At 64.3% G+C, this 21000-nt stretch carries 17 protein-coding genes and 2 riboswitches; of the genes, 8 read left to right on the forward strand and 9 right to left on the reverse strand.

Annotated features, from left to right (window positions below; translation table 11 throughout):
- The first annotated feature begins 202 nt into the window (after positions 1 to 202).
- Entirely contained in the window at positions 203 to 1168 is a 966-nt protein-coding gene (locus tag DL899_RS07665; protein ID WP_162685526.1) for a DUF6236 family protein, read from the forward strand.
- A 449-nt stretch (positions 1169 to 1617) separates the two neighbouring features.
- Here DL899_RS07665 and DL899_RS07670 read toward each other — a convergent pair whose 3' ends face one another.
- Together DL899_RS07670 and DL899_RS07675 are read right to left on the reverse strand one after the other, a co-directional pair.
- A complete protein-coding gene (locus DL899_RS07670; protein WP_111733594.1) occupies positions 1618 to 2034 on the reverse strand; it encodes an Hsp20/alpha crystallin family protein in 417 nt (138 codons plus the stop codon).
- Positions 2035 to 2205: 171 nt separating this feature from the next.
- Entirely contained in the window at positions 2206 to 3225 is a 1020-nt protein-coding gene (locus DL899_RS07675; RefSeq protein ID WP_111733494.1) for an extracellular solute-binding protein, read from the reverse strand.
- A 250-nt stretch (positions 3226 to 3475) separates the two neighbouring features.
- On the opposite strand from DL899_RS07675, the gene DL899_RS07680 reads away from it, so the two are divergent.
- The gene (locus tag DL899_RS07680) at positions 3476 to 5374 is read left to right on the forward strand and encodes an acyl-CoA synthetase (RefSeq protein WP_111733496.1); all 1899 of its coding nucleotides are present in this window, start codon (positions 3476 to 3478) and stop codon (positions 5372 to 5374) included.
- Between the two features lie 107 nt (positions 5375 to 5481).
- On the opposite strand, the gene DL899_RS07685 is transcribed toward DL899_RS07680, so the two are convergent.
- Together DL899_RS07685 and DL899_RS07690 are read right to left on the reverse strand one after the other, a co-directional pair.
- Positions 5482 to 7071: a 2-isopropylmalate synthase gene (locus DL899_RS07685; RefSeq protein ID WP_111733498.1), complete on the reverse strand. Its 1590-nt coding sequence runs from the start codon at positions 7069 to 7071 to the stop codon at positions 5482 to 5484.
- Between the two features lie 226 nt (positions 7072 to 7297).
- Positions 7298 to 8767: an MORN repeat-containing protein gene (locus DL899_RS07690; protein WP_111733500.1), complete on the reverse strand. Its 1470-nt coding sequence runs from the start codon at positions 8765 to 8767 to the stop codon at positions 7298 to 7300.
- A 157-nt stretch (positions 8768 to 8924) separates the two neighbouring features.
- On the opposite strand from DL899_RS07690, the gene DL899_RS07695 reads away from it, so the two are divergent.
- A complete protein-coding gene (locus tag DL899_RS07695) occupies positions 8925 to 10592 on the forward strand; it encodes an NAD+ synthase (RefSeq protein WP_111733502.1) in 1668 nt (555 codons plus the stop codon).
- 172 nt (positions 10593 to 10764) lie between these two features.
- Here DL899_RS07695 and ipdC read toward each other — a convergent pair whose 3' ends face one another.
- The 3 genes from ipdC to DL899_RS07710 form a co-directional block, all read right to left on the reverse strand.
- Positions 10765 to 12402 carry an indolepyruvate/phenylpyruvate decarboxylase gene (gene ipdC / locus DL899_RS07700; protein ID WP_111733505.1) on the reverse strand — a complete coding sequence of 546 codons (1638 nt, stop codon included), beginning with the start codon at positions 12400 to 12402 and terminating at the stop codon, positions 10765 to 10767.
- Positions 12403 to 12481: 79 nt separating this feature from the next.
- On the reverse strand, positions 12482 to 12877 hold the full coding sequence (locus tag DL899_RS07705) for a metallopeptidase family protein (RefSeq protein WP_111733507.1): 396 nt from the start codon (positions 12875 to 12877) through the stop codon (positions 12482 to 12484).
- Between the two features lie 55 nt (positions 12878 to 12932).
- The gene (locus DL899_RS07710; RefSeq protein ID WP_111733509.1) at positions 12933 to 13853 is read right to left on the reverse strand and encodes an MBL fold metallo-hydrolase; all 921 of its coding nucleotides are present in this window, start codon (positions 13851 to 13853) and stop codon (positions 12933 to 12935) included.
- Between the two features lie 127 nt (positions 13854 to 13980).
- On the opposite strand from DL899_RS07710, the gene DL899_RS07715 reads away from it, so the two are divergent.
- Together DL899_RS07715 and gltX are read left to right on the forward strand one after the other, a co-directional pair.
- A complete protein-coding gene (locus tag DL899_RS07715; RefSeq protein WP_111733596.1) occupies positions 13981 to 15327 on the forward strand; it encodes an MFS transporter in 1347 nt (448 codons plus the stop codon).
- A gap of 59 nt (positions 15328 to 15386) precedes the next feature.
- Positions 15387 to 16712, forward strand: coding sequence for a glutamate--tRNA ligase (gltX, locus tag DL899_RS07720; protein ID WP_111733598.1), 1326 nt, complete (start codon positions 15387 to 15389; stop codon positions 16710 to 16712).
- Here gltX and DL899_RS07725 read toward each other — a convergent pair.
- Both DL899_RS07725 and DL899_RS07730 read right to left on the reverse strand, forming a co-directional pair.
- Positions 16696 to 17976 (reverse strand): DUF2254 domain-containing protein, encoded by a 1281-nt coding sequence (locus DL899_RS07725; RefSeq protein WP_111733511.1) that lies wholly within the window; start codon positions 17974 to 17976, stop codon positions 16696 to 16698. The genes gltX and DL899_RS07725 overlap by 17 nt on opposite strands.
- Before the next feature lie 3 nt (positions 17977 to 17979).
- Positions 17980 to 18651, reverse strand: coding sequence for a gamma-glutamylcyclotransferase family protein (locus tag DL899_RS07730; protein WP_239494639.1), 672 nt, complete (start codon positions 18649 to 18651; stop codon positions 17980 to 17982).
- 62 nt (positions 18652 to 18713) lie between these two features.
- Here DL899_RS07730 and DL899_RS07735 point away from each other — a divergent pair, with 62 nt between their 5' ends.
- The 3 genes from DL899_RS07735 (at position 18714) to gcvH (ending at position 20959) form a co-directional block, all read left to right on the forward strand.
- Positions 18714 to 19187 carry an RrF2 family transcriptional regulator gene (locus DL899_RS07735; protein WP_111733513.1) on the forward strand — a complete coding sequence of 158 codons (474 nt, stop codon included), beginning with the start codon at positions 18714 to 18716 and terminating at the stop codon, positions 19185 to 19187.
- Positions 19188 to 19195: 8 nt separating this feature from the next.
- A riboswitch (glycine riboswitch) is annotated at positions 19196 to 19282 on the forward strand.
- Positions 19283 to 19366: riboswitch (glycine riboswitch) on the forward strand. It begins immediately after the preceding riboswitch.
- Between the two features lie 87 nt (positions 19367 to 19453).
- Positions 19454 to 20578, forward strand: a complete 1125-nt coding sequence (gene gcvT, locus DL899_RS07740; RefSeq protein ID WP_111733514.1) for a glycine cleavage system aminomethyltransferase GcvT — start codon at positions 19454 to 19456, stop codon at positions 20576 to 20578.
- Positions 20579 to 20599: 21 nt separating this feature from the next.
- Positions 20600 to 20959: a glycine cleavage system protein GcvH gene (gcvH, locus tag DL899_RS07745; protein ID WP_111733516.1), complete on the forward strand. Its 360-nt coding sequence runs from the start codon at positions 20600 to 20602 to the stop codon at positions 20957 to 20959.
- The last annotated feature ends 41 nt before the right edge of the window (positions 20960 to 21000 follow it).

A 21000-nucleotide genomic window follows, 5' to 3' on the forward strand; every position in this document is an offset into this window, starting at 1 on the left:
GTCAGATATAAGGAGTAAGCGGGTAAGGGCTGCTTTGCGGACATAGTTGAGCCTTTGCCGTAAATATATCAATATCCGGTTTCGTGAACCGTTCAACAAATGGTCGTTTTTGGAATGTCGTGCTAGTGTGGCTAAATGTATTTTCGCCTCAATCCAAAAGGTGTGACTCTTGAATTGATTGAATTCGTAAAAGGATATTACCATGGGCGAGGCAAAGCGCCGTAAAGCATCAGACCCATATTTTGGTATGAGACCAAAGAACGGTCGTGGAATATTGCTGAGTGCGCCTATTGTCTATGACGGCAAGGTAATATTGGCTAAGTCCAGTAGCGTTGACCCTGCGGAGCTACGACGTGCGACGCTTTTTTGGGACAGGCTTGTTTGGCCGGACAGCAAAATAATCAGCCTTGGTTCCAATGACGACGAAAAGCTCCTTGAGGCAGAAGGATTGCTTACCCGACCGCGCCCAATTCGGCATAACGATGCTGCTGGCATAGGCAATATGCAGGCAGTTATCAGGCTCACTGAATCATACGATATAACCATTGAGATTGAACAAGCTAAACACTTCGTCCAGCAGCATGTTGATGAATTCATCGACTTGGAACGCGATGAACCTGGACAATGGACACTGTCTCAAGGCGATGATTCATTTGTGATGAAGAACGACAATTTCATCGCAGGGCGTGGGCAACTAGTGACCCTTGTTAGGTCGATCCCGTTGCCAGGCCCTGATTATCCGCTGCATGATCTCCTTGAGTTCAAGCAAAAACGTAGTGATGAGATCGTTGCGCTGACACATGAGTTAGACAAGTTTTTCTCGCAGATCGCCAATGCAAAAGACACCCACTTCGAGATGTCCAGATTGCTGCGGGTAGTGGATAAGCAGTGTAGTGACATGATTAAGGTGGCCAAGGAAAGCAAACGCAAATTCTACGTGGGCGATTTAAGTTTCTCACTGTCGCTCGATAGCATTGAGAGCGCCAAAAATAGAATTGTTGTTTGGGAGGCTGCGGGCTGGGCCGTAACAGGGTTGCCATTGGTAGGCGGAATTCTGGGTGGAGCTACATCGCTTGTTTCTTTTTCGCGCGGCATTGGCGCAAAAAAACTTATTACCCGCAACAGCCCTTTCAAGGTAGTCAGTTCGCTACACAAAGAATTGGTGTGATCAAGCATCAAGGGAATGATGCCAAACTTTAGACTTGCCCACACATGTGGATATTAGGATTACTCCCAAAACGCTCCTTTTTGACACACTCACAAACCGCTGTGATTAATGCCACCAGAAACGCCGTTCAAAACCTAACCAGTTGTTGAAGGTTTTTGGTCCTGCCGCGATAGCAGACATCCATGCATCACGCAGCAACGGTCAGTAGGCTCAAAGCGGCCCCTAGCCGCACCAACCAAACTCTGACCAAACCGCAATACATACTGCAAAAGGCCAGTATCTGAGGCTCTGTCTTTTATTGCCCGCCGCACAAGATCGACCTCATCCCCGCCCCGGCCTTTGAGCCGGGGCCTCGCCCAACTTGAAAAGAGAGGCCCCGGGTCAGGCCCGGGGCGCTCGTGCGGGTATTCCCGATGGAACGCGACATATGCGTCGCGATGCAGGCCGCGTCAGCCCTTGTTGATCGCGACCTTGGTCGCCTTGGCGGCCTTGGGTGTCAGCTTGGGCACGCTCAGCGTCAGCACGCCATCCTTGAGGTCGGCTGAAATCTTGTCGCCATCGGCATCTGACGGCAGCCGAAAGGTGCGGCTGAACGATCCGTACTGGCGTTCGGAAAAGAACCAGGTGTCGCCTTTTTCCTCGCGCTCGGCGGATTTCTCGCCCTTGACGGTCACCACGCCCTCGTGAACCGTGACGTCGATATCCTTTTCCTCGACGCCCGGCAGTTCGATGGTGATGCGATAGGCATTGTCGTCGGCCTTGGCATCGGACGCCGGCGACAGCCAGTCGGCCATGCGGGCGCCGAGATGGCGGAAGGGTTCATAAACGCTGGGCCAGAGGCCGGAGGTCTGGGTTTTCTCAACCATGATTCCACTCCTTTTGCGGTTGTGTGGCGTATCTATGCGCGCTTTCGCATGTGTCCACATTGACACGTGTCAAAACCGAAAAATGTCGGCGGCGGCTGTTGGCAAAAGGATCGCCCAGAAAAAAACCCCCGCCGGGTGGCGGGGGTTTGCCTTGGTTCGCCGGGAAAGGGATCAGTCCCAGCCGACCTCGTTAAAGATGGTCTGCGCCTTGGCGGCGTTGCGGCTGTAGGCGTCGGTGCCGGTGGTGCTGTCGGGCACGAAGAGGCCCAGCCGCGCGGTGCCCTCGTCAAGCCCGACACCGGGAACGGCGGGGTATTCGTGGGTTTGTCCGGCAAAGTATTTCTGCGCCCATTCGCTGGTCAGGAATTCCAGCAGCGCCTTGGCCGCCTCGGGGTTGGGCGAGGATGCCGTCTGAGCCGCCACGGTCAGGTTCATGTGCGCGCCGCGGCCGTCCTGGTTGGGCCAGATCCAGCCGATATTGTCCATGCCGTCGCTCAGCCCTTCGACATTCCCGTCAAAGCCGCGAACGAAGTAATAGTGGTTGGCCACCGCGACATCGCATTCGCCCGATACCAGCCCGCGCAGCTGGTCGGTGTCGCCGCCCTGCGGCGGGCGTGCCATGTTGGCGACAATGCCGGCGGCCCATTCGCGCGCGGTCTCTTCGCCATGCACCTCGATCAGCGAGGCCAGCAGCGACTGGTTGTAGATGTTCGAGGACGAGCGGATGCAGATGCGCCCCTTCCATTCCTCGTCGGTGAGCGACTCGTAGGTGGCCGGCGGGGTTTCCACCCGGTCCTTGGCGTAGAAGATGATACGCGCGCGCTGGGCCACGCCGAACCACAGGTTATCGGGGTGGCGCAGGTGTTGGGGAATGCGCGACGTGATCACATCCGATTCAAGGGGTTGCAGCACGCCGGCCTCTTCGGCCCGTGCGACCCGGCCCACATCGACGGCGATAAAGACATCCGCCGGGCTGTTGTCGCCCTCGGCCTCCAGCCGGGCGATCAGCTCATCGGCCTTGGCCTCGATGCGGTTCACCTCGATTCCGGTCTGCTTGGTGAACTCCTGGTAGAGCGAGTCGTCACTGTCATAGTGGCGGCTGGAATAGACGTTGATGCTGTCGGCAAGCGCCGGCGCGGCCAGCGCGGCAAACGCCGTCACGAGGGCAAGTTTGCGGGGGAAATGGGTCATTCCAGGGTGTCCTTACAGTTATCCGAGTAAATTGCTAAGGTGTTCGTGCCTTTTCTGACTAATTCAGTCAATAGAAAAATCCCGCAGGCGACGAATGGCCTCATCCGGGCGGCGGGAGGGCATGGAAAACGCAGCGTCAAACTTGCAAGCCGCCTCAAAGCCTTACATTCTGTCATTAGGGAAGATTTTGTCGATCGCAACGACTGGGAGATGTCGGGCCAACAGGCCGCGACCAGGGGAGGACCGGGCCATGACCTTTGCCACGCGCCAGGATGCGCTGGACATCCAGAACGAAATGCCATGGGAGGCCCGCGAGCGTCCCCAGACGATCTATGCGATGCTGCGCGAGGCGTACGACGCCTTTCCCGACCGGCCCGCGATCAGCTATCAGTTGCTGTCTGGCGCCAGGGACCCGGCGCAAACCCTGACCTGGACGCAGTTTCACGACCAGGTCTGCCAGGCGGCCAACCTGTTCCGGTCGCTCAAGGGGTGCGAAAACGACGTTGTGGCGTTGGTGCTGCCCAACTGCCTGGAAACCGTCGTAGCGATGATCGGCGGCATGGTCGCCGGTATCGCCAACCCGATCAACCCGCTGCTGGAACCCGAACAGATCGCCGCAATCCTGCGCGAAACCGGCGCAAAGGTGGTGGTCACGCTCAAGGCCTTTCCCAAGACCGACATCGCGCAGAAAACCGCCGAGGCGGTGCGCCACGCGCCTGATGTGCACACCGTTTTCGAGATCGACCTCAACCGCTACCTGAGCCCGCCGAAAAGCTGGATCGTGCCGCTGATCCGGCCCAAGAACCCCGGTCAGCACCACGCCGATGTTCTGGATTTTCACGCCGAGGTGGCGCGCCAGCCCAAGGCGCTGACCTTTGCCGATTCCCCGGGCGACCGGGTCGCGGCCTATTTCCACACCGGCGGCACGACCGGCATGCCCAAGGTGGCGCAGCATCTCAATTCGGGGATGATCTATAATGGCTGGCTGGGGCATCGGCTGTTGTTCTCCGAGAAAGACAGCATCATGTGCCCGCTGCCGCTGTTTCACGTCTTCGCCTGCCATGTGATTCTGATGGCGGGCCTGAAATCGGGCGCGCATGTGGTCTTTCCGACGCCGGCGGGCTATCGCGGCGATGGTGTGTTCGACAATTTCTGGAAGCTGTGCGAACGCTGGAAGACGACATTTGTCATCACCGTTCCCACCGCCGTCGCGGCGCTGATGCAACGCAAGGTCGATGCCGACATCTCGACCGTCAAGAACGCGTTTTCGGGGTCGGCGCCGATGCCGCTGGAACTGTTCAAGCGGTTCGAATCGGCCACCGGCATGCAGGTGATCGAGGGCTATGGCCTGACCGAGACAACCTGCCTGGTCTCGTGCAACCCGCCCGACGGCGAAAAGAAGGTGGGCTCGGTCGGCATTCCGTTTCCCTATACCGACGTGCGTATCTACAACGTGGGCGAAGATGGCGCCCCGGTCGAGGCCGCAACCGACGAGGTGGGCGAGATCTGCATCTCGAACCCGGGCGTCTATCCCGGCAAGACCTATACCGAGACGGCAAGGAACGCCGATCTCTTTTTTCACGAACGCTATCTGCGCACCGGCGACCTGGGCCGGATCGACCCTGACGGCTATCTCTGGATCACCGGCCGTGCCAAGGACCTGATCATCCGGGGCGGTCACAACATCGACCCCGCCGAGATCGAAGAGGCGCTGATGGCGCATCCGCAGGTGGCTATGGCCGGCGCGATAGGCCAGCCTGACAGCTATTCGGGCGAATTACCTTGCGCCTATGTCGAGCTTGTCGATGGCGCCTCGGTTTCGGATGAAGAGCTGATGGCGCATTGCAAGGTGCATATCCACGAACGGGCGGCGATGCCCAAGCATATCGAGGTGCTGCCTGAACTGCCAATGACGGCTGTGGGCAAGGTGTTCAAACCCGATCTGCGCAAACTGGCGATCAAGCGAGTTTACGATGCCGAGCTGGAAAAGGAAGGCATCGACGCCCGCGTCGCCCAGGTGATCGACAGCAAGAAACGCGGTCTGGTGGCGCAGATCGAGCGCACGGGCGAGGTCGACGAGGAAAAGCTGGGCCATATCCTGGGCCGGTTCACGCGGCCGTGGGAATGGGTGGATCAACAGGCCGACTGAAGGGCCTGCCGACGGGCCTGCTGCTTCTTTTTGGTCAAAAATACCCCGGGGGAGTCGCGCGCCCCGGCGCGCGACGGGGGCAGCGCCCCCGCCGCACCTGCTGTGCCTTACGACACGTCCTTGTAGCTGATTTCGCGCGTGTCGTCGCCGGTCTTGCCGCGCCGTACCAGCAGGCGGTTCAGGGCGTTGACATAGGCGCGCGCGCTGGCGACCACGGTGTCGGTATCCGCCGACTGGCCTGTGGCGATGTAGCCATCCTCTTCCAGCCGGACCGACACGGTCGCCTGCGCGTCCGTGCCTTCGGTCACCGCGCTCACCTGGTAGAGCGACAGACGCGCGTCATTGGGGTGCAGGGCGCGCACCGCCTTGAAGGTCGCGTCGACCGGCCCGTCGCCGGTCTCAACCGCGCTCGCCTCGACGCCGTCGATGCTCATTACCAGCTCGGCCTCGGCCGGGCCGCCGGTGCCGCAGACCACCCGCAGCGACCGGATAACCAGCCGGTCTCGGGCCTCGTCCTCGCCCGCGGCCACCAGTGCAATCAGGTCGTCGTCATAGACTTCCTTCTTGCGGTCGGCGAGTTCCTTGAAGCGCACGAACAGATCGTTCAGCTGGTTCGCGCCCAGGTCATAGCCCTGGTCCTTGAGCTTGGCGCGCAGCGCCGCGCGGCCGGAATGCTTGCCCATTACGATGTTGGTGGCGCTCAGGCCGACATCCTCGGGGCGCATGATCTCAAAGGTTTCGGCGTTCTTCAGCATCCCGTCCTGGTGGATGCCGGATTCGTGGGCAAAGGCGTTCTTGCCGACAATGGCCTTGTTGTACTGCACCGGAAAACCGCTGACGGTGGCCACGCGGCGGCTGATATGCATGATCTTGGTGCTGTCGACGCCGGTGTAGTAGGGCATGATATCGCCCCGCACCTTGAGCGCCATGACCACCTCTTCCAGTGCGGTGTTGCCGGCGCGTTCGCCCAGCCCGTTGATGGTGCATTCGATCTGGCGCGCGCCGCCCGCGACGGCGGCCAACGCGTTGGCCGTGGCCATGCCAAGGTCGTTGTGGCAATGGGTGGCGAACACCACGTCACCGGCGCCCGGCACCTCGGCGATCAGCCGCGCGATCAGCTCGGCCGATTCCACGGGCGCGGTATAGCCCACCGTGTCGGGGATGTTGATCGTGGTGGCGCCGGCCTTGATGGCGATCTCGACCACGCGGGCCAGGTAATCCCATTCGGTCCGCGTGGCGTCCATCGGCGACCATTGCACATCGTCGCACAGGTTGCGCGCGTAGGAGACGGTCTCGTGGATGCGCTCGGCCATCTCGTCCTGGCTGAGGTTGGGGATCGCCCGGTGCAGCGGTGAGGTGCCGATAAAGGTGTGAATGCGCGAGCGTTTGGCGTGGCGCACCGCCTCCCAGCAGCGGTCGATGTCCTTGAGGTCGGCGCGCGCCAGCCCGCAGATCACCGCGTTGCGGCTGTGCTTGGCGATTTCCTTGACGGCGCGGAAGTCGCCCTCGGACGCGATGGGAAAGCCGGCCTCGATGATGTCGACGCCCATATCGTCCAGCAGCCCGGCGATTTCGAGCTTTTCCTCGTGGGTCATGGTCGCGCCGGGTGATTGTTCGCCGTCGCGCAATGTGGTGTCGAAGATCACCACTCTGTCCTTTTCCGCCTGTGGCGAAACGGAGATCTTTTCGGTCGTCATGTCGTGTCTCTTTTCGATTGTCCTAAGCCAATTGGCGCGATGACAGGCACATCCTCTGAGCGGTCGCGCCGGATGGCACGCTCAGAGGCGGCTTAGGAGCAGCAGAACGGAATGACAAGCCGCGCGCAGGCGCGGGGCCGGTCCGGTAATATGGTTCTGCTTCGTCATGGGGTGGGACTATAGCCGCACGAATCGCGGTTGAAAACCCGCAATTGCCATGCTGCCCCTATTCGATGGCCGGTTCCCCGGCCTCCGGTTCGGCGCCCGTTTCCTCGTCGGTCTCTTCGGTCGGGGTGTCGGCGGTGGCGGCCTCGGCCAGCGCGCCGTCCTTCCATTCGCCGCTGGCCTCTTCGCCGGTGGCATAGCGCATCGTGCCCTGACCCTGACGCTTTCCGCCCTTGAACATGCCCTCGTAGACGTCGCCGTTGGAATAGGTGGCCACGCCCATTCCCGAAATCTCGCCCTCTTGCCACTCACCCTCATAGGTGAATCCATCGGGCATCACGATCTTGCCCTGCCCGTGACGCTGGCCATTGGCGAACTCGCCCGCATAGATGGTGCCATCGGGATAGGTGGCCGTGCCCTGGCCGTGGCGCTGGCCGTCGCGCCATTCGCCCTCATAGCGATAGCCATCGGCATAGGTCATCACGCCGGTGCCGTGGTTGCGGGCGTTCAGGAATTCGCCCTCATAGACCAGCCCGTTGGGGTAGGTGGCCTTTCCCATGCCCTCGATCACGCCGCCGACCCATTCGCCTTCGTAGGTCGAGCCGTCGGGATAGGTGATCATGCCCTGCCCGTTGGCCAGGTCGTCACGGAATTCGCCGGCATAGACCGAGCCGTCGGGATAGGTGACCTTGCCCTGACCGGAAATCTTGCCGGCCATCCAGTTGCCTTCGTAACGATAGCCGTCGGTGCCGGTGAACGTGCCATGCCCGTGGCGGCGGTCGTCCTTGAACTGACCTTCGTAGACGTCGCCGTTGTCATAGGTCACGCGGCCCTCGCCCTCGCGCCGGCCGCGCACGAGGTCGCCCTCGTAGACATCGCCGTTGGGCTGTACCAGCCGGCCCTTGCCGTCGATCTGACCGTCTTTCCAGGTGCCCTGATAGACCAGCCCGTCGGGCATGCTGAGCTTGCCTTCGCCCTCGCGCGCGCCGTTGACGACCTGGCCCTCATAGACCGCGCCATCGGGATAGGTGATCGTGGCCTGGCCTTCCTTGACGCCCTCGACCCAGTCACCGTCATAGACATAGCCGCCGGGGCTTTCCATCCGGCCGCGGCCATGGTGCATGGCGTTGAGGAATTCACCCTCATAGCGCACGCCGTTGGCGTAGACGGCGACACCGCTTCCGGTGATCTTGCCATCTTCCCACGCGCCCTCATAGGTGCCGCCATCGGTAAAGACGATCTTGCCGACGCCGTGGGGCTTGCCGCGGGCGAATTCGCCCTCGTAGACCGACCCGTTGGGAAAGCGCGCCACGCCCGTGCCGCGGATTTCACCCTCGACCCATTCGCCGGTATATTCATATCCGTTGGGCAGGGTGTAGGTGCCGGTACCATGCTGGAGCCCGTCCTTGAACGTACCCTCGTAGATGCCGCCATCCTCGTATTGCTTGGTCTGGATGTCGCCGTCCTGCGCCAGCGCGCCCCCGGCGGTGGCAATCGCGACGGCCAGCGATATGGTCAGCCTTTTTTTCATGTCTGCCTCTGATGCCCCGGCGTCTTAACCCTGCGGTGGCGCCAAACCTAGAGGACGCGACCAAGGCTGACAACGGGTTTTGCCGAAACCGGGTTTCCCTTGGCGTCGCATCTGCTAAATCGGGCGGCATGGCGCGGCACAAGGAGACCCCAGCGAGATGACCGACAGGTTCCGCCTGACCCTGGCCCAGCTCAATGCGACCGTGGGCGACCTGCCCGGCAACGCCGCCCTGGCCCGCCGTGCCTGGGCCGAGGGGCGCGATGCCGGCGCGCGGCTGGTGGCGCTGCCCGAGATGTTCCTGACCGGCTACAACACCCAGGACCTGGTGATGAAACCGGCCTTTCACCAGCAGGCCATCGCCATGATCGACGAACTGGCGCGCGATTGTGCCGATGGCCCGGCGCTGGCCATCGGCGCCCCGGCGCTGGACGGGGCGGAGTTGTTCAACGCCTATTACATTCTCGACAAGGGCCGTATCGCGGCGCGGGTGTTCAAGCATCACCTGCCCAATGAGACGGTGTTCGACGAGGAACGCATCTACGCCGCGGGGGCCGTCGGCGGGCCCTATGCCATCGACGGCGTGCGCATCGGCAGCCCGATCTGCGAGGATGCCTGGTTCGATGACGTGACCGAGACACTGGCCGAAACCGGGGCCGAGTTCCTGCTGGTTCCCAACGGGTCGCCTTATTACCGGGGCAAGATGGATACGCGTCTCAACCTGATGGTGGCGCGGGTGGTCGAGACCGGTCTGCCGCTGATCTATCTCAACCTCGTCGGCGGGCAGGATGATCAGGTCTTCGACGGCGGCAGTTTTGTGCTCAATCCCGGTGGCGATCTGGCGTTGCAGATGCCGGTGATGGAAGAGGCGATTGCCCATCTCGACATGGTGCGGGGCGAGGATGGCTGGCGCGCGGAGCCGGGCATGCGCGCGCATCTGCCCGACACTATGGAACAGGATTACCGCGCGATGGTGGTGTCGCTGGGCGACTACATGCGCAAAAGCGGGTTTGAAAAGGCGTTGCTGGGGCTGTCGGGCGGCGTTGACAGCGCGCTTGTCGCCGCCATCGCCGCCGATGCGCTGGGGCCTGAAAATGTTCGCTGCGTGATGCTGCCCTCGGAATACACATCGCCCGAGTCGCTGGAGGATGCGCAGGCGGTGGCCGAACGTCTGGGCTGTCACTACGACACGGTGCCGATCTCGGCCCCGCGCGCCGCGGTGACAGAGACGCTGGCGCCCCTGTTCGAGGGGCTGGCCCCCGACCTGACCGAGGAAAACATCCAGTCACGCCTGCGCGGGCTTTTGCTGATGGCGATGTCCAACAAGTTCGGCGAGATGCTGCTGACAACCGGCAACAAGTCCGAGGTGGCAGTGGGCTATGCCACGATCTATGGCGACATGGCCGGCGGCTATAACCCGCTCAAGGATCTCTACAAGACGCGCGCCTTCGATATCTGCCGCTGGCGCAACGCCAATCACCGGCCCTGGATGCAGGCCCCGGCGGGTGAGGTCATTGTGCAAAGGGTGATCGACAAGCCCCCCTCGGCCGAGCTGCGCGAGGATCAGAAGGACAGTGATTCGCTGCCCGACTACCCGGTGCTGGATGGCATTCTGGAAATTCTCGTCGACCGCGACGGGGCGGTGTCCGATTGCGTCGCTGCGGGTTTTGCGCAGGCGGATGCCGAGCGGGTCGCGCATCTTCTGCGGATTTCGGAATACAAGCGGTTCCAGTCGGCGCCGGGCACAAGGCTGTCGAAACGCGCCTTCTGGCTGGACCGGCGTTATCCGGTGGTCAACCGCTGGCGCGACCGCACCGGCGAGGGCTGAGCGCGGGGCTGTTGTTCTGAGTGTCCAGGAATGTTCGGGCGTCTTCGGAAGGGTCGGTTTCAGCCCCGGCCGATCGCAGATCGGCCACGCGCCGACCGCCCCCCAGGGCGGCGCGTTCCGCGCCACCCGCGGTCGGCTTGCACCAAGGTTCCGGCGGTGTACTACCCGTCGATCATTCCCCCTTGAGCGCTGACATCTCGCGCACCGCGCCGACAAAGCCGGCCAGCGTCTTTGATGTCGCGCCCCGGGGCAGCATCACCTCGATCAGCTGAAAGCGGCTGTCGTCGGCATGGGCCTGCGCCAAGGCGCGCCCCAGTTCCGCGCAGGTATGCACGCGCACGCCGTGCCCGCCCAGATGGTTGGCGATTTCGGCATAATGCCAGTCGTCGAGGTCGTGATAGGACGGCCCCGGCTGAAAGGCGCGCAGCATCTCCCAGCTGAGGTTGTTGAACAGGATCACGATGGGCGCCCAGCCGTATTTGGGGCAGTTGCCCAGCTCCCACCCGGTCATCTGAAAGGCGCCGTCACCGACCAGAACGATGGGCCGGCGCCCGGTGCAGGCGGCGATTGCCATGCCGGCGGGCACGCCAAGCCCCATCGAGGCGTAATAGCCCGGCGCCACGAATTCGGTATCGACGATTTCCAGCCCGGTGAACAGGCAATCGCCGATGTCGGTGGCGACGGGCATCCGTCCGTGGGCGTCGAACAGGTTGTTGACCGCCTGCGCCACATGGGTGGGCATCAATGGCGTGTCGTCGTCCGGCAGCCCGTGGGCATAGTCGGGCACATGCGCGTTGGGGCGGGCATGGTCCAGCGGATCGGCCAGTTCGGTCATGGCCTCTACCAGCGCCTCCAGCGTGACCTCTGGATAAGTATGATGGGCAAAGGTCACATTGCGGTCCAGCGCCTGGATGGCACCGCGCAGGTCGATGTTCCGGCCCGAGACGCCGAAATTGGTGTCGCTCACGATCACCCCCAGCATCAGCAGGCAATCGGACCCCTCGACATGGCGCGCCGCCGTTTCGCTGCCGGCCGAGCCCAGATAGACGCCGGTCAGCGGCAAATCCTCACGCGATAACAGGCCCCGGCCCATAAAGCTGGTGGCCGCGGGCAGGCCGAGCTTGCGGCAAAGCGCCGCAATCTTGTCCTCGATGCCGTAGCGGCGCGCCTCGACCCCGACCAGAATCGCCGGGGACTGCGCCGCGCGCATCCGGGACAGGATCTCGGTGGCGCAGGCGCGTGCGGCGTCCGGGTCCGACGGGGCGGGGTCGAAGGGCGGCACCGGCGCGCAGGGTGTATCCACCATGTCGCGCGGCACCTCCAGATAGACCGGGCGGGAATACTTGCGCGCGGCATCCAGCACGCGGGCGATTTCGGCCGGCGCGGTGGCGGGGTCGTTAAGGACCGCCTGCGCGCAGGTCAGTTCGCGGTAGATCTCGAACTGCGAATTCAGCGTCTTGACCTGGTGGTGCAGGCTGAGGCCCAGCTTGCCCTCCTGCGCGCCGGGCGCCCCCGAGATAACCACCAGCGGCGATTTATCGGCATAGGCCTGGGCCACGGCGTTGACCATGTTCAGCGCCCCGGCGCCATAGGTGACGACCGCCACCCCCAGCGTGCTGGTGATGCGCCCGGCGGCGTCGGCGGCATAGCCCACGCCCGGTTCGTGGCTGAGCGTGTGCCAGGGCAGGATGGCGCTGTCCTCGATCACACGGAAAAAGGGCAGAACGAAATCACCGGGGATGCCGAACAGGCGGTCGGCGCCGCGATCCTTGAGAGCGTGCAACAGGGCGGTGGCGATGGTCGTGGTCATTGTGCGGTTTCCGTTTTACTAAGGTGCCCGGCAGGGAATGCCTATCCCGGTGCCGGCGGCGGTGAAGGGGCGGGGCCGGTCATTCCCACCAGCGGTCGATTGTGGCGATGTCCGCATCCGACCAGCCGAAATGATGAGCGAATTCATGCACCGTGACATGCGCGATCAGGTCCGGCAACGCGACATTGCCGCGCTCTCGACATTCCGCCAGGATCGGTTCGCGAAACAGCCAGACCGTGTCGGGGCCCATCGGCTGATCAATGACCGATTTTTCCGTCACCGGGATCCCGTCATACAGCCCGGTCAGCTCCAGCGGGTCGGCCATGCCCAACTCATCGAGCATCCAGCGCGCGGGCCAGTCCTCGACCCGCAGCACCACATCGCGGGCATGGGCGCGAAACGCGGGCGGCAGGGCGTCGATGGCGGCGCGCGCCATCGCCTCGAACTCGGGCAGGGCGGGGTCGGTGTGGTTCATGCCCCAGATATGTGGCGGGGCGGGCGCGAATGGAAGGCCACCCGCCGTCGCGCCCTCAGAGCATCAGCTGATAGCTGGTCGGCACATAGTGATAGCCGCCCTGCGCCGCCTCGACAAAGCCGGTGCCGGGCCAGGGCATGTGATAGCCGGCAAAGGGCATCTTTTCGGCCGCCAGCATGTCCAGCAGGCGCCGCCGGGTGGCCGCCGCCGTTTCCTTGTCCATGTCGAAACTCACCTCCCAGTCGGGATGGGCGAGCGACCAGACATAGTGATTGGCGAAGTCGACCGCGATCAGCAGCCTCTCATTGCCGCTTTCGATCAGGTGGGCCATGTGCCCCGGCGTGTGCCCGAAGGCGGCCATCGCGGTATGCCCGGAAAAGAGGCTGGCGCCGTCCTCCATCATGGTCATGCGCTCGGCCAGCGGGCGCACCTTTTCCTCGAACCCCGCGTTTTCCATACCCGACCAGGCGTCGAATTCGACCCGCCCGGTGGCATAATCGGCATTGGCAAAGGTGTCGCTGCCGCCCGCGCGCAGCCCGCCGATATGGTCGCCATGCATGTGGGTGATGACCACCAGATCGATCTGGTCGGGCGTGTGCCCGGCGGCGGCCAGCGCGCCGGTGATACCTTCTGGGTTCAGCCCGGTGTCGAACAGGACCAGCTTTTCGCCGGTGTTCACCAGCATGGGGGTGAAAAAGAACTGCGCCGCGTCGGTGGGCAGCATCGCGGCGGCCGAGGCCTGGGCAAATTCGTCGTCGCTGACGTTGAGGCCAAAGATCGAATGCGGGTCGGGGCGCATCGCCGTCGCCGCCAACAGGCTGGTCACCTCGAACGAGCCGAGCGCAAAACGGCGCCAGGGCGGGGTCCCCGCCCCCAGCATGGGCGCGGCGGCATATAGCGCGCCGGGTGCGGCCAGCGGCAACGCGGCGGCGGCGGCGCTGGTCAGCAGGCCGCGGCGGGTCATGCGAAGGGTCATGTCGGTTCTCCCTGAAATGAATCACGTTGATCATAGCGCAATAACAGGGCGCGGAGCGGTTTTTCACGCCTTTGTGACCGACGCGGGTGCGCTGGACGGCGCGTCGCGCAACGCTATGATCGATACCATGTTCGCGCTGTTCGCCAACCGAGACTATGCCGCGCTCTACGCCGCGCAGGTGGTGTCGCTGCTCGGTACCGGGCTGATGACCGTGGCGCTGGGGTTGCTGGCCTATGATCTGGCCGGGGATGGCGCGGGGATGGTCCTGGGCATCGCGTTCACCATCAAGATGCTGTCCTATGTGGGCCTGTCACCGGTGGCGCAGGCGCTGGCGCAGCGGCTGCCGCGCAAACCGGTGCTGGTGGGGGCCGACCTGGTGCGTGTGGCAGTCGCACTGTGCCTGCCCTTTGTCACCCAGGTCTGGCAGGTCTACGTGCTGATCTTCGTGTTGCAGTCGGCCTCGGCCACGTTTACCCCGGCCTATCAGGCGATCCTGCCGGACCTGCTGCCGGACGAGGGTGACTATACCCGCGCGCTGTCGCTGTCGCGGCTGGCCTACGATCTGGAAAACCTTCTGAGCCCGGCCATCGCCGCCCTGTTGCTGACCGTAACGGGCTTTTCCATGCTGTTTGCGGGCACGGCACTGGGCTTTGCCGTCTCGGCGGTTCTGGTCGGCTGGGCGGCGATACCGCCCCTGTCGCCCGAGGCATCCATGCGCCCGTTTCGTGAGCGACTGGTTCGCGGCACGCGGATCTACCTGGCAACGCCGCGGCTGCGCGGGCTGCTCGCACTCAATTTCGCGGCGGCTGCGGCAAGTGCGTTCGTGCTGGTCAACACGGTGGTCCTTGTGCGCGGAGCAATGGCCGGGGACGAGGCCGATCTGGCGCTGGCAATGGCGGCCTTTGGCGCGGGGTCGATGGCTGCGGCCCTGGCGCTGCCGCGCCTGGTCGAACGGCTGCCGGATCGCGGGGTGATGATGGCGGGGGCGGCGACCCTCGTGATGCTGTGCCTGGGGCTGGCGTTGCGGATGGGGGTGGCTGGCCTGCCGGGCTGGCCTGTCTTTCTGGCCGTCTGGGCGGCGTTCGGGCTGGCCTATTCCGCGGTTCTGACACCCTCGGGCCGGCTCTTGCGGCGGTCGGCCCATCCCGCCGACCGTCCCGCGATCTTTGCGGCGCAGTTCGCGCTCAGCCATGCGTGCTGGCTGATCACCTATCCGCTGGCCGGCTGGGCGGGCGAGGCATTGGAGATGGCCGCCGCGCTGGGCATCCTGGGGGCGCTGGCGCTGGTCGGGGTGCTGGTGGCGTGGCGGCTGTGGCCAGCGGGAGAGCCGCTGGAGCTGTTTCATGACCACCCGGAACTGCCACCGCACCATCCGCATCTGTACGCTCACGGGGCTGTAGACGGCGAAGTGCGGCGCCATGCACATGTCTTTGTCATAGATGATCTGCATCCGGTGTGGCCAAGGCAGGGCTGAACTGGACAAAACGCGCAGCCTGTGACATGGCCCGCGCAACATATCCGGAGCCGCAAGAAATGACCGTTACCCGTTTTGCCCCTTCGCCCACGGGCTATATCCATGTCGGCAACCTGCGCACCGCGCTGATGAATTTCCTCATCGCGCGCAAGGCCGGGGGAACCTTTATCCTGCGCATCGACGACACCGACCCCGAGCGGTCGAAGGAAGAGTACGTCGACGCGATCAAGGAAGACCTGGAATGGCTGGGTCTGCACTGGGACCGGATCGAACGGCAGTCGCAGCGGCTGGACCGCTATGCCGAGGCCGCCGACCGCCTGCGCGACATGGGCCAGCTGTACGAGGCGTTCGAGACCCCGACCGAGCTGGACCTCAAGCGCAAGAAGCAGCTGAACATGGGCCGCCCGCCGGTCTATGACCGCGCCGCGCTGGCTCTGTCGGAGGACGAAAAGGCCCGCCTGCGCGACGAACGCGGCCCCGGTGTGTGGCGTTTCAAGCTCGATCACCAACGCATCGGCTGGGAGGATGGCATCCTCGGCCCGGTTTCCATCGACGCCGCCAGCGTCTCGGACCCTGTGCTGATTCGCGGCGACGGGCAGGTGCTTTACACGCTGGCCTCGGTGGTGGACGACACCGAGATGGGCGTGACCGATGTCGTGCGCGGGGCGGACCATGTGACCAACACCGCCACCCAGATCCAGATCATTGCCGCGCTGGGGGGCAAGGCGCCCGATTTCGCCCACCATTCGCTGCTGACCGGCCCGCAGGGCGACGCGTTGTCCAAGCGGCTGGGCACGCTTTCGCTGCGCGACCTGCGCGCCCGAGGGGTAGAGCCGATGGCGCTGTTGTCGCTGATGGCGCGGCTGGGGTCGTCCGACCCGGTGGAACTGCGCACCAGCATCGATGAGCTGGTCGAAGGCTTTGACATCACCCATTTCGGCGCGGCACCGACCAAGTTCGACGCCGACGATCTGTTTCCGCTGACCGCGCATGTGCTGCAGGAACGCCCCTATGAACAGGTCGCCGACACCATCGCCGCGCTGGGCGTACCCGGTGACATCGCCCCCCGGTTCTGGGAGGTCATGCGCGAGAACATCACCACGCTCAACGATCTGGGCGACTGGTGGGCGCTCTGCCGCGACGGGGCCGAGCCGATCATCGACGAGGCCGACCGCGAATTCGTGGCACAGGCCATGGCTATGCTGCCCGAGGGGCCGCTGGATGAAGACAGCTGGGGCAACTGGACGGGCGCGGTGAAAGAGGCCACGGGCCGCAAGGGCAGGGGGCTGTTCATGCCGCTCAGGCTGGCGCTGACCGGCCAGCAGCACGGACCCGACATGCGCCGGTTGCTGCCGCTGTTGCAGCGGATCAGGGCGAAGGAATAAAGACCCCTTCGACGTCATAGGCCTGATGCATCCTTTCGCGGTCGGCCTCTTGCGTCAGGGCGGCCTGGGCGTGATTGCGGGTGCGGTCGGCCGCGTCCCGCACCGCGGCGGCAAGATGGCTGTCGCCCGATGTCGCCAATGACCTCAGCGCGTGCAGCAGCCGGCAGACGACCTCGATTTTGTCCGCGCCGTCGCGCGCGGTGCTGGCAAAGGCATTGGTGATCAGCGTTTCAGGCGTCAGTGCCGGTGCGAACACCCGCTCGTAGCATGGCGCATCGCGCGTGGGCGGTGTGCATGCCCATTCCCAGATCAGCCGTTCCTGCCGGGCGATCACGTCGATCGCGGTGCCGGGGTCGTTGATCCCCGGCGACAGGGCGCGCGAGGCGATTTCCGACAGCACAAGCAGGCCATAGGCCGCGTCTTGTTCGAAGGTGCGGTATTGCCCCATGGTCAGCGCCGCCTGCACCGTGCAGACCCCCTTGTCGTCGAGGCCACAGGCATAGCCGATCGCGTGCCCCTTCAGCACGAATTGCCCTGGCGAGACATGCAGATACACCCGGGCGCCGGCATCGGTCAGGGCCTTGTCGATGCGGGCGGCGTCGATGAACTGCAGATACCCTGATTGGGGCGCGGGGATGGGGCTGGCGTCGTTCGGGATGACGGTTTCGGCAGTCAGCGGTGTGGCCCCCTGCGCCGGCGCGGCGCGGGTCTGTTTCAGGCTCTTTCGGGCCTCGGCCTCGGTCTTGCGCAGGGTGGCGTCCATGCTGCCCAGGTCGCTCAGATGGTCGATCCAGCGAAGCATCGCCAGGATCACCAGCACCACCACCGCCACCGTGACGGCCATATACATGACCGATGATCCCTGCGCCCCGAATCCCGCCTGGATCAGCAGGATCGCGCTCAGTGAATAGACGAAGGCGCCGATGAACGTTGCCAGAACCGTCTGGGTGGTGGTGTCGGCCAGCAGGATACGGTGCGCCCGCGGTGTCGCCTGCGAGGCCGCGGCGTGATAGGCCGTGACCATGACGTTGAGCGAGAACGTGCTGACCGCCAGCATTCCCGACGCCAGGATTGTCAGAACCGGCATGATCGCCTTGGCCGGTACCCGCTCGCGCAGGCCTTGGGGAATGAACTCTTCCAGCAGCGTTGCGCTGACAGCCGCCATCAGTGCCAACAGGGCCATCAGCGACACCCGGACCCATAGCCGCCGCGCGAAACGCAGCACCATCATCGCGGTGCCCGACAGGTGCGTTACATTCGCCATGGATCAACCATGGGGCAAGCACGCCTGTGCGTCCAGCGCCCCTTGCGCCTGGCCGCGGGTCCGGCGTACCCCGCGATCCGAAAGATGGTCATCGACCAGCGCGCGTTCGTCCCGGCTCAGTACCCTGTGGCGCGGATAGCGCGGCGCGTCGCGGTCGTCGAGCACCGGCGCATCCCAGCCATCGGTGGTGTCGAAAAACCGGCGCACGCCGGCCTCGCCGAATTCGCGCAGATAGCCCTGCACCACGACGTCGACATAGCTCAGCAAGACCGGGCAGGTCGCGTCGGGGGTGCCGTGCCGGCCCTCGGGAATGGCGTAAAGCGCGATTTGCGGCGCGTGCGACAGATCATGGTTGACCTGGTGATGCGCGGGCAGCCGCGCATAGGCGCGTTCGCGCATGTCCAGCGCGGCCCAGTCCGCCCCGGGCACGGCGGCGATCAACCCGTCGATTTCAGCGCTCGGGTCCGGCACCACCGTCAGATAGGCGACGGGCCGCAGCCGGGTATGCCGCCAGACGCGTCGCCACCCCCGCAGCCGGGCCGGTGCGGCCTCGGAAAATGTGTGGGTTTCACGGTTCACCAGGCTGCCATATCTGAAAAACCAGGGGTCGGTTTCGGCGGTCTGGTCGGCGGCGGTCGCCCCGGCAGTGTGAATCGGCGATTTGATCTGTGTCATGGTACACTTTTTTTTCTGCCCGCACCTTGTCCCGATATCAAGCTCGGAGCCCGATTGACACCATGCGCCTGACCAAACGAACCAACCTCGCCTTTCGTGTGCTGATGTTCTGCGGCATTCACTCCGACCGATTGGCCACCAAGGCCGAGATCGCCGAGCGGTGCAACACGTCTGAAAGTCACCTGGCGCAGGTCGTCAACCAGCTGGCACAGCTGGGATATCTGCATACCAGGCGCGGCCGGTCGGGCGGGCTGCGGCTGGCGCGGCCGATGCGCGAGATCGCGGTCGGCGCGGTCTTTCGCGATCTTGAGGTGCCCACCCACCATACCGAATGCCTGGCCGATACCGACGACACCTGCCCGCTGTCCGACAGTTGCCGGCTGCGCGATGCGCTGGCCGATGCGGCAGAGGCCTTTTTTACCCATCTCGACGCGATGACGCTGGAAGACCTGATTTGCGGCAATGACGCGCTGGCAGGTTTTTTTGCGCAGATGGGCTGTTCACGACGGCTTGAAACGACTCGCACAGCATACTAGGGTACACCGCGATCGGAACGGGAGAACCGGCTTAGCCGGTGCCGAAGGAGCAACCGCCCCGGAAACTCTCAGGCGACAGGGACCGTTCCGCATCTGTGACAGACTCTGGAGAGATCCCGGGCAAAGAGCCGGGGCGCCGAAGGGATAGCGATCTCAGGCAAAAGGACAGAGGGGGCATCGAGGGCGCGCGGTTTTCCGCGCGCTGAAACGGTGCCGGGAATGATTCCATTTTCCAACCGGCCCATGAGCGATGGGAGAGACGCGGGATGAGCGATCTTCGCAAGACGCCGCTCCATGCCCTGCATCTGGAGCTGGGGGCCAAAATGGTGCCCTTTGCCGGGTACGAGATGCCGGTGCAATATCCGCTGGGGGTGATGAAGGAGCATCTTCACACCCGCGCGGCGGCAGGGCTTTTCGATGTCAGCCACATGGGTCAGGTGATCCTGCGCCATGAGGGTGGGGTTGGCCCGGCGGCGCAGGCGTTGGAAACGCTGGTGCCGGTCGATGTGCTGGGGCTGGGCGAGATGCGCCAGCGCTACGGGATCTTTACCGATGAGGGTGGCGGCATCCTGGACGATCTGATGATCGCCAACCGGCGCGATCATCTGTTCCTGGTGGTCAACGCCGCCTGCAAGGGCGATGACATCGCCCATATGCGCGCGAACCTGCCCGGTGTCGAGGTCGAGGAACTGACCGAACGTGCGCTGCTGGCATTGCAGGGGCCGGCGGCAGATGCGGTGCTGGGTGCGATCCTGCCCGACGTGGCGGCGATGCGGTTCATGGATTTGGCCATCATGGCCTCGGACTATGGCGAGCTGTGGCTGTCGCGCTCCGGCTATACCGGCGAGGACGGGTACGAGATTTCGGTGCCGGCCGAGCAGGCCGAGGCCCTGTCGCGCGCCCTGCTGGCGCATGAGGCGGTCGAGCCGATCGGCCTGGGCGCCCGCGACAGTTTGCGGCTTGAGGCAGGACTTTGCCTTTACGGCCATGACATCGACACCACCACCAGCCCGGTCGAGGCCGGGCTTTCCTGGGCGATACAAAAGGTTCGCCGCAGCGGCGGCGCGCGCGCGGGCGGCTTTCCGGGTGCCGATCGCATCCTGCGCGAGTTCCTGGACGGCCCTGCGCGCCGGCGCGTAGGGCTTGCCCCCGAGGGCCGCGCGCCGATGCGCGACGGCACGCTGCTGTTCGCGGCCGAGGACGCGGCAGAGCCGGTGGGCACAATCACATCCGGCGCGTTCGGCCCCAGCGTCGGCGCGCCCGTGGCGATGGGCTATGTCCCGGCCGATCTGGCCGAGCCGGGAACGATGGTCTGGGGCGAGGTGCGCGGCCGGCGCATGCCCGCCCGCGTGGCAAAGCTGCCCTTTGTCCCGGCCGGCTTCAAACGCTGATCCAACAGGAGATTGAAAAGAATGAAATTTACCGAAGAACACGAGTGGCTGCGCGTCGAGGATGACGAGGTTGTCGTTGGCATCACCGAACACGCGGCCGAGGAACTGGGCGACATCGTCTTTGTCGAACTGCCCCAGCCCGGGACCACCGTCACCAAGGATGACGAGATCGTCGTCATCGAAAGCGTCAAGGCGGCGTCCGATATCCTGGCCCCCATCGACGGTGAAATCACCGCCGTCAACGACGCCATCGCCGACGAGCCCGCCAAGGTGAACGAAGACCCGATGGGCAATGGCTGGTTCTTTCGGATCAAACCGTCGGACCCGTCGCAGATGGACGCGATGATGGACGAGGCCGCCTACAAGGCGTTCATCGCCTAACAGGTATCGCGGACAGAAATGTCCCGCCTCCGGCACGGCTG

It is taken from the genome of Roseovarius amoyensis, from assembly GCF_003260265.1.
In the GTDB taxonomy this organism is placed as follows: Bacteria; Pseudomonadota; Alphaproteobacteria; order Rhodobacterales; family Rhodobacteraceae; genus Roseovarius; species Roseovarius amoyensis.